At 68.1% G+C, this 6,546-nt stretch carries 8 protein-coding genes; 1 reads left to right on the top strand and 7 read right to left on the bottom strand.

Annotated features, from left to right (window positions below; all coding sequences use genetic code 11):
* Positions 1–267: 267 nt before the first annotated feature.
* The 7 genes from O9335_RS15705 to O9335_RS15680 all read right to left on the bottom strand — a co-directional run bounded on the left by O9335_RS15705 (position 268) and on the right by O9335_RS15680 (position 5,801).
* A complete protein-coding gene (locus tag O9335_RS15705; protein WP_298389811.1) occupies positions 268–1,098 on the bottom strand; it encodes a hypothetical protein in 831 nt (276 codons plus the stop codon).
* A gap of 187 nt (positions 1,099–1,285) precedes the next feature.
* Entirely contained in the window at positions 1,286–3,334 is a 2,049-nt protein-coding gene (locus tag O9335_RS15700; protein WP_298389809.1) for a prolyl oligopeptidase family serine peptidase, read from the bottom strand.
* 57 nt (positions 3,335–3,391) lie between these two features.
* Positions 3,392–3,568 (bottom strand): hypothetical protein, encoded by a 177-nt coding sequence (locus O9335_RS16720; RefSeq protein ID WP_367185439.1) that lies wholly within the window; start codon positions 3,566–3,568, stop codon positions 3,392–3,394.
* 159 nt (positions 3,569–3,727) lie between these two features.
* Positions 3,728–4,039 carry a type II toxin-antitoxin system RelE/ParE family toxin gene (locus O9335_RS15695; RefSeq protein ID WP_298389807.1) on the bottom strand — a complete coding sequence of 104 codons (312 nt, stop codon included), beginning with the start codon at positions 4,037–4,039 and terminating at the stop codon, positions 3,728–3,730.
* Positions 4,036–4,281, bottom strand: a complete 246-nt coding sequence (locus tag O9335_RS15690; protein WP_298389805.1) for an antitoxin — start codon at positions 4,279–4,281, stop codon at positions 4,036–4,038. Before O9335_RS15690 ends, O9335_RS15695 begins: the two co-directional genes overlap by 4 nt.
* Before the next feature lie 105 nt (positions 4,282–4,386).
* Entirely contained in the window at positions 4,387–5,520 is a 1,134-nt protein-coding gene (dinB, locus tag O9335_RS15685; protein WP_298389803.1) for a DNA polymerase IV, read from the bottom strand.
* 5 nt (positions 5,521–5,525) lie between these two features.
* Positions 5,526–5,801, bottom strand: a complete 276-nt coding sequence (locus O9335_RS15680) for a TfoX/Sxy family protein (RefSeq protein WP_298389801.1) — start codon at positions 5,799–5,801, stop codon at positions 5,526–5,528.
* A 60-nt stretch (positions 5,802–5,861) separates the two neighbouring features.
* Between O9335_RS15680 and O9335_RS15675 the strand changes: the two genes are divergently transcribed.
* On the top strand, positions 5,862–6,546 hold a 685-nt coding region (locus O9335_RS15675; protein ID WP_298389799.1), incomplete at its 3' end, for a zinc-dependent peptidase.

Raw genomic sequence — 6,546 nt, 5'->3', positions numbered from 1 at the left:
TCGGCCGACGCTCGGATCGCCTCAGGGCTCGGCAACTTGATCACCGCCCAATCCCCCGCCACTTCAACACCGCCTGTTCGGGTGGAACTGGATTTTGCAAGTCCGACTCCTTCATGTCCACCTTGCCCGAGATGATGCCCTTGGGGTCCCCTTGCCCCTCTGACCCAGCTACAGACAGACAAAAGGCAAGACCCCGTGACCTGGGTGACCCATGACCAGCCCGAGGGCGGCGCCGTGCTGGGCCGGACGGACACGCATGGGCTGGGCTCAGCTCGGGTTGCGGCGCGTGAAATCGGTGGGCGGCTGGAAGAGCGCTGCGTCCTGCGGCGTGCCTGTGCTGGCGCTGAGTGCCTTGTTGGTGATGCGCAGCCCGCTGCTCGCGCCGTTGTCGCTTTGCAGCAGCCAGGGCAGGTTCAGGCGCGTGTCGAGGGGAAAGTGCTTCCAGTAGCACAGCGAACTGCCGGCCGGCTGCACACCGCTTCTGGGCGCCACCAGGGTGCAACTGCCGACGCCTGGAACCTCGATGCTGCTGGCCGTGGCCACGAAGGCGCTCTTGCGGGCCGTGAAGTCGGCGGCACTGCTCCTGCCAACGGCCTCCTTGGTCTGGTAGTTCAGGTCCCAGACCACGCCATCGGCCCAGAGCTTGCCGCTGCGCTGCGCGCGCAGCTCGAGCTTGCTGCAGTCGGGCGCCGTGCGCGAGGCAGGGGGGGCCGGGTCCATCTGCCAGCGCTCGAGATCGACCAGCACCGGCAGCGGCGGTGCCTCGGTGTAGGTCGCGGCGCGGCCGGCGCTGTAGTAGCGGCGCTCGGTGAAGACGCCGTTCAGGCGCCCGGTGTAGAGCAGTGGATCGGGCTCCTGTGCCGCCAGGCCCAGGGTGGCGCGCAGGCTGTTGCAGGTGCCGAGGTTCAAGCGCAGCCGGGTCTCAGCCGCGCTTTTGCCGGTGACGGCATCGAGCTCGCGGCGTTCCAGCACCAGCTCTGCGGTGTCGCGCGGGGCGGCAGCAGGCGCAGCGTCAGCCGCAGCGCTGCCACCGCTGCCAAAGGCGGTCGTGAGCAAGGCCAGCGCAAAGGGAATGGCACGAAACGGAACGGTTCTCATGATTCACAGGTGGGAGAGAAAGGAACACCGGTCTGCACGCCGGGCATCAGGCCCTGCACACGGGCCTGACCGGCGGCGTGCGTCGGGGTCTTGCCTTTTGCCTCCGAGGACGTGCTGGTGGTCAACGGAGTCATCTCTTCGCCGCAGTAGGCAAGACGCGGGTGTCGAACGGATTCTTCTCACGGCGCTACTTCAAATGGGGTGCCAGGAAGCGTTCCAAGCGCTCGGCAAAGTCCACCCGGTTTGCCGGTAGGCGCCAACCGTGGCCCTCGCCGGGGTAGACGATCCACTCGGGCGTTCGCCCCGCCTTCTCCAAGGCTTCGCGCATGCGCTTGCCGTGCTGCAGTGGGATGCGCCGGTCGTCCTCGCCAAAGGCCAGCAGCACCGGGGCCTGGATGCGCTCCGCTTGGTGGATGGGTGACATGGCCACGAGCATGGCCCGCTCGGTCTCTTCCTTGGGGTTGCCCACCCGCTCGATGAGCGACACCCGCCGCCCGAAGTCGCTGATGTCGTCGTCTACCCACCAGGAGCCCTCCACGTACAGCAGCAAGTCGGTCAGGGCGACCCAGGCCGCCCCGCACCGGTACAGCTCGGGGTGGCGCGCCAGCCCCATGAGGGTGGCGTAGCCGCCGTAGCTGGCTCCGGCGATGCAGGCGCGATCGCTGGCAATGCCTTGCTTCTGTGCCCAAAGCAAGGCATCAGCCACGTCGTCCTGCATGGCTTTGCCGAACTGCTTGTAGCCGGCACGCTGGTGGGTTGCGCCGTAGCCCGCGCTGCCGCGGAACTCGGGCTCGATCACCACGTAGCCGCGTGAAGCCAAGAACTGCGCCATGGGTTCCCAGCGCCATTGGTGGCCGCGTACCCACGGCCCACCATGCACCATCACCACAGCAGGGCGTGGGGCAGGCGCTTCTCCTGCGGAGAGCGGCGGCTGGGTGATCCAGACCGGTATGGACCGACCATCGCGCGCGGCGATGCGCTCAAGCTTGACGGTGGCGCTCCATCGGGGGTTGATGCCTGGTTGGACCACCGACACACGCTGCCAGCTTTGCGTACCCGGACGGTAGAGAAGCAGCTCACCGGGGTGCTGGTCTGACCACGAACGCACCAGCACGACAGCGTCAGGATGACCGCAGCGGCGGCAACTGATGCGGTTGACCCGACCTGGCAGGGCCGTGTCGGCCACAGCCTGCAGGGCTTTGAGCGATGGGTCGAACCAAACGGTGGTTTCGGCATCGGTCGTTAGGCGCACGCCCAACAACTGACCCCGCGAATCTGCATCGCTGCCATGCAGCAGTTGGCCCGAGAAGTCGAAACCCGGTGCGCTGACCAAAGGCTCGGCCTCGGGGCGCTTGGCGGTGAAGTCGTAGCGCTTGACCACGCGAAGACCCTCGCGACCGCTGTTTTGGGTGACGTAGAAGCTCCCGTTGTCGTCAACGCGCAATGGCGTGAATGGAAGCCGGTCGCGAGGAGCCTGTGCAAGCACCTGCCACTCCGCACCCGGTGCGCTGCGGTGGAACAGAGTGTGCTGATCGTTGGCAAGCACCAGCGCGACCAAGGGCTCGCCCACTGAGTTGAACCACCAGCCCACCACGCCGCTGGCGGGCGCGTCCACCTTGGCGCTGCGAGTCCGCCCCGTACGGACGTTTTGCCAGACGGGCCCAAGCGCCTGCAGCTCGCCGCCGTCGAACACCTGTTCGCCCAGCAACACCTCTTCCGACGGACCCTCGGCCGTGGGCGCAGGTACGTGCAGCAGGCGGTAGCTCCAGGGCAAGGCCTGAACGCGGGCGGAGCCACCGGTCACGCTCGGTCCGCCTTGACGACTGATGAGTGCACGCAGTTCCGTGCCGTCGAACCGGGCACTAAACAGGCCGGGAGCCACGCGATAGCTCTCGCCACTGCCCGCCTGAAGGTCAGTGACGCTGAACACCAAACGCTCGTCGTTGACCCAGTCGAAGCGCGTGACGTCGGTGTCACGGAAGCTGGCTGCCTGTGAGATCCGGTTGTTGTCCTGGAGGTCGAAAACGTACAGCGCTACACGCCCTGTGCGGTAGGCGGTGCTCAAGGCCAGCCGATGACCGTCGGGGGACAGTTGGGCGTCCAGCACCTGTGGGTAGGCAAAGAAGGCCGATGCTGGCGGTGGCACCGCTGGTACGGCAGCCGGCTGCGCGGCAGCGGCCGATACAGCCAATGCGAGCGCGGCGCAGCCGCTGATGAGGCGCCCGATTCGGGTCATGAAGTTCTCCCTGGAGTGCTCAGCCCCCCAGCAACGCCAGAGGGGGCCTGCATTTTGTCAACCCGGCCTCACCAAGTTCCCCGCGCGCACCCCAATCAGCCGAGTGCGCGCATTGAACTGCAATCGCCTCCGACACAAGCGTGCAGCGTGCACCCAGTCCGCGACGCTGTTCATCGTCTCTGGCGCAGCCTGGTCCCGCGTGTAGGCGCGAAAACCTGCAAACCGCAGCCTGATGCCTTCGGTACGGCGCCCGGCGCCGGGGTCTCTCCCTTAAACCCCTGCGCCACCCCAACACTGGCAACCTCCCCCCATTCCTCCAGCCGCCCTTTTCCCATCAGCCCTTTGCGCTCGGCTATCGATCAGGGCGGCCGTCTCACTCGTCGATGATGGGCTTCAGGGCTGCTTGCCGCGAGTCGCGGCCAATCGATACACCTCGTCGTTCTCGCGGCGCCCCACGGCGATGACGACAACGACCAGCCGGCCGTCTTCCACCCGATACACCAGGCGGTATCCCAGCGCCTTGAGTTTGATCTTGTAGTGAGCCGCCAGATCGCCACGCAACGCGGACGCCTTGACGTGCGGGTTGCCCAATCGCTTGAGCAGGGCCTTCTTGAGCTGGGCGCGAACGGAGCCGTCCAGTGCCCGCCATTCCTGTAGCGCCTCGACGGTGAACTCCAGGGCGTAAGTTGCCGGTGGTGTCGTCACAGATCCGCGAGGTCCACCGGCACGGTCTTGGACCCTACGCGCCGGCGGGCCACCTTCAGCAATTCGGCATCCTCGACCGCATCCAACAGGCGCTCGTAGAGCGCGGCAGGCACGGCATAGAACGTGGGCTCGCTGTGCGTCATCACGGCCGTGGCTCGCCCACCCGCGCGTTTGACGGCTGCTGCGGGGTTCTTCTTGAACTCGCTGATGGGTAGGGTGATGTCGGAAAGGAGTGTGGCCATTTTTGGCTCCAAATTCAGAGCTGAATTATGTCTCCGGTGGCCCCATTCGTCGATGCTTCGACGGCGCCATCGCGACAAACCGGTCTGAGTTGCGTTGGATGGCTTTCAAGCACCGCGCACCAAATTCCCCGCCCGCACGCCCATCAGCCGCAGCCGCGCATTGAAGTCCACCCGCTTCAAGCACAGCCGCGCCGCGTGCACCAGCTCCTCGGCGCTGTGCACCGCCTCCGGCAGGGTTTGGTCCCGCGTGACCGTGCGAAACCCCTCGAACCGCAGCTTGATGCCCACGGTGCGCGAGGCGACGCCCTTGCGGGCCAGGTCGGCGGCGAGTTGCTCGCACAGTTGGGTGAGGATGCGGCTGAGCTGCGCGCGGTCGCGCTTGGCGTCGAGGTCGCGCTCGAACGTGGTCTCGCGGCTGATGGACACGGGCTCGCTGTGCGTCACCAACGGGCGCTCGTCGCGGCCGTGGGCGGCGTCGTGCAGCCAGGCGCCGTAGGCCTTGCCGAAGCGCTCGACCAGCCACGCGGGGTCGGCCGCGGCCAGCTCGCCGATGGTGTCGATGCCCAGCCCCTCCAACTTGGCGGCGGCCTTGGGACCGATGCCGTTGATGGTGCGCACGGGCAGGGGCCAGATGCGGGTGGTCAGGTCCTCGGGGCGGATGAGGGTCAGGCCGTTGGGCTTGTCCAGGTCGCTGGCGATCTTGGCCAGCAGCTTGTTGGGCGCCAGGCCGATGGAGCAGGTCAGGCCGGTGGCGGCGCGCACGTTGTTCTTAAGGTCCTGCGCCACCTCGCGCAGGCCGGCCAGGGGGTCGTGCCCGGCGCCTTGGCGCTCGGCGGCCAGTTGGCTGAGGTCGATGTAGATCTCGTCGATGCCACGGTCTTCGATGACCGGGGCGATCTCGGCCACGGCGGCCTTGAAGCGGCGCGACATGGCGCGGTAGGCCGGGAAGTCCACGGGCAGCAGGATGGCCTCGGGCGCGAGCTGCGCGGCCTTCATGATGCCCAGGCCGGAGCGCACGCCAAAGGCCCGCGCGGCGTAGGTGGCGGTGGTGATGACGCCGCGGCCGGTGTAGTCCTTCAGCCGGGCGTAGACGCGGCCTTGCGGGGTGTCGCGCGGGGCTTGGTCGCGCCGGCCGCCGATGACCACGGGCTGGCCTTTCAGTTCGGGGTAGCGCAGCAGCTCGACGGACGCGTAGAACGCGTCCATGTCGAGGTGGGCGATCCAGCGGGCGCCGGTCATGGGGGCTACCGAGGCTGCGTGCGTGCGGCGTGGTGGCTTTCAAGCGCCAGCAGCAGGCTGGTGCGGTGCTCGCGGGCCACGTCTTGCCATCGCTCGCCGGTGAGGGCGCCTTCCAGGGCCCACAGCAGGTTGAGGCTGACGCTGGGGTGCCGGGCCTGCACGCGGGCGAAGGCCGCCACGGCCCCGATGCGGCGCACGTCGTCCACTGCCAGGAGGCCCACGTCGGCCAGCAGCCGCCGCGAGGCGGGGCCGAGGTTGGGCAGGGTGTCGGGCGTGGGCATGGGGCTTGAACCGGAGGCTGGCGGACCCATGTGGGGGTCGTCTTCCAACGAGATTGCACCATGGCCCTGACCGTGTTGATGCTCGCGGGCTTGGCCGTGGTGGCGTTGCTGGTCGTGCAGCCGCTGTGGCGCTCGCACCGCCGCTGGCGCCAGCGGCAGCAGCCTTTGCCGTCGGCATGGCGCCGCATCGTGCGGCGGCGGGTGCCGCAGGTGGCGCGCTTGCCGGCCGATTTGCAGTTGCGGCTCAAAGGGCTGATGCAGGTTTTTTTGGCCGAAAAGGCCTTCATCGGCTGCGCGGGCTTGGTGGTGACGGACGAGATGCGCGTCACCGTGGCGGCGCAGGCCTGTCTTCCTTTGCTGGGGCACCCGCGCGGGTACTACCCCAAGCTGCGCCAGGTGTTGCTGTACCCGGGGGCCTTCGTGGTGAACCGCCCCTTCAACGCCCCGGGTGGCGTGGTGCAAGACCAGCGCCGCGCGCTGCTGGGCGAAAGCTGGGGCGAGGGGCAGGTGATCTTGTCGTGGCAAGACGTGTTGCACGGCGCGGCGGTGCCCGACGACGGGCGCAACGTGGTGGTGCACGAGTTCGCGCACCAGCTCGATCAAGTCAAGGGCTTGGCCAATGGGGCCCCTTGGATGCCGCAGGCGGCCGACCGAGCGCGCTGGGCGCGGGTGCTGCAGGCCGAATACGACGCGCTGCAGCACCGATTGGCAGCGGGCCGCGGCCCGGAAGACGCCCCCGACCTGC

Origin of the sequence: Inhella sp., assembly GCF_027532025.1 — a bacterium.
Taxonomy (GTDB): domain Bacteria; phylum Pseudomonadota; class Gammaproteobacteria; order Burkholderiales; family Burkholderiaceae_C; genus Inhella.
The sequence above is the reverse complement of the archived record's forward strand: the minus strand, read 5'-3'. Positions and strand labels throughout refer to the sequence as shown.

What these genes read in the sequence shown, in the direction of transcription:
- O9335_RS15705 (WP_298389811.1), bottom strand. Translation starts at nt 1,098, where the DNA reads ATGAGAACCGTTCCGTTTCGTGCCATTCCCTTTGCGCTGGCCTTGCTC.
- O9335_RS15700 (WP_298389809.1), bottom strand. Translation starts at nt 3,334, where the DNA reads ATGACCCGAATCGGGCGCCTCATCAGCGGCTGCGCCGCGCTCGCATTG.
- O9335_RS15690 (WP_298389805.1), bottom strand. Translation starts at nt 4,281, where the DNA reads ATGGCCACACTCCTTTCCGACATCACCCTACCCATCAGCGAGTTCAAG.
- dinB (WP_298389803.1), bottom strand. Translation starts at nt 5,520, where the DNA reads ATGACCGGCGCCCGCTGGATCGCCCACCTCGACATGGACGCGTTCTAC.
- O9335_RS15680 (WP_298389801.1), bottom strand. Translation starts at nt 5,801, where the DNA reads ATGCCCACGCCCGACACCCTGCCCAACCTCGGCCCCGCCTCGCGGCGG.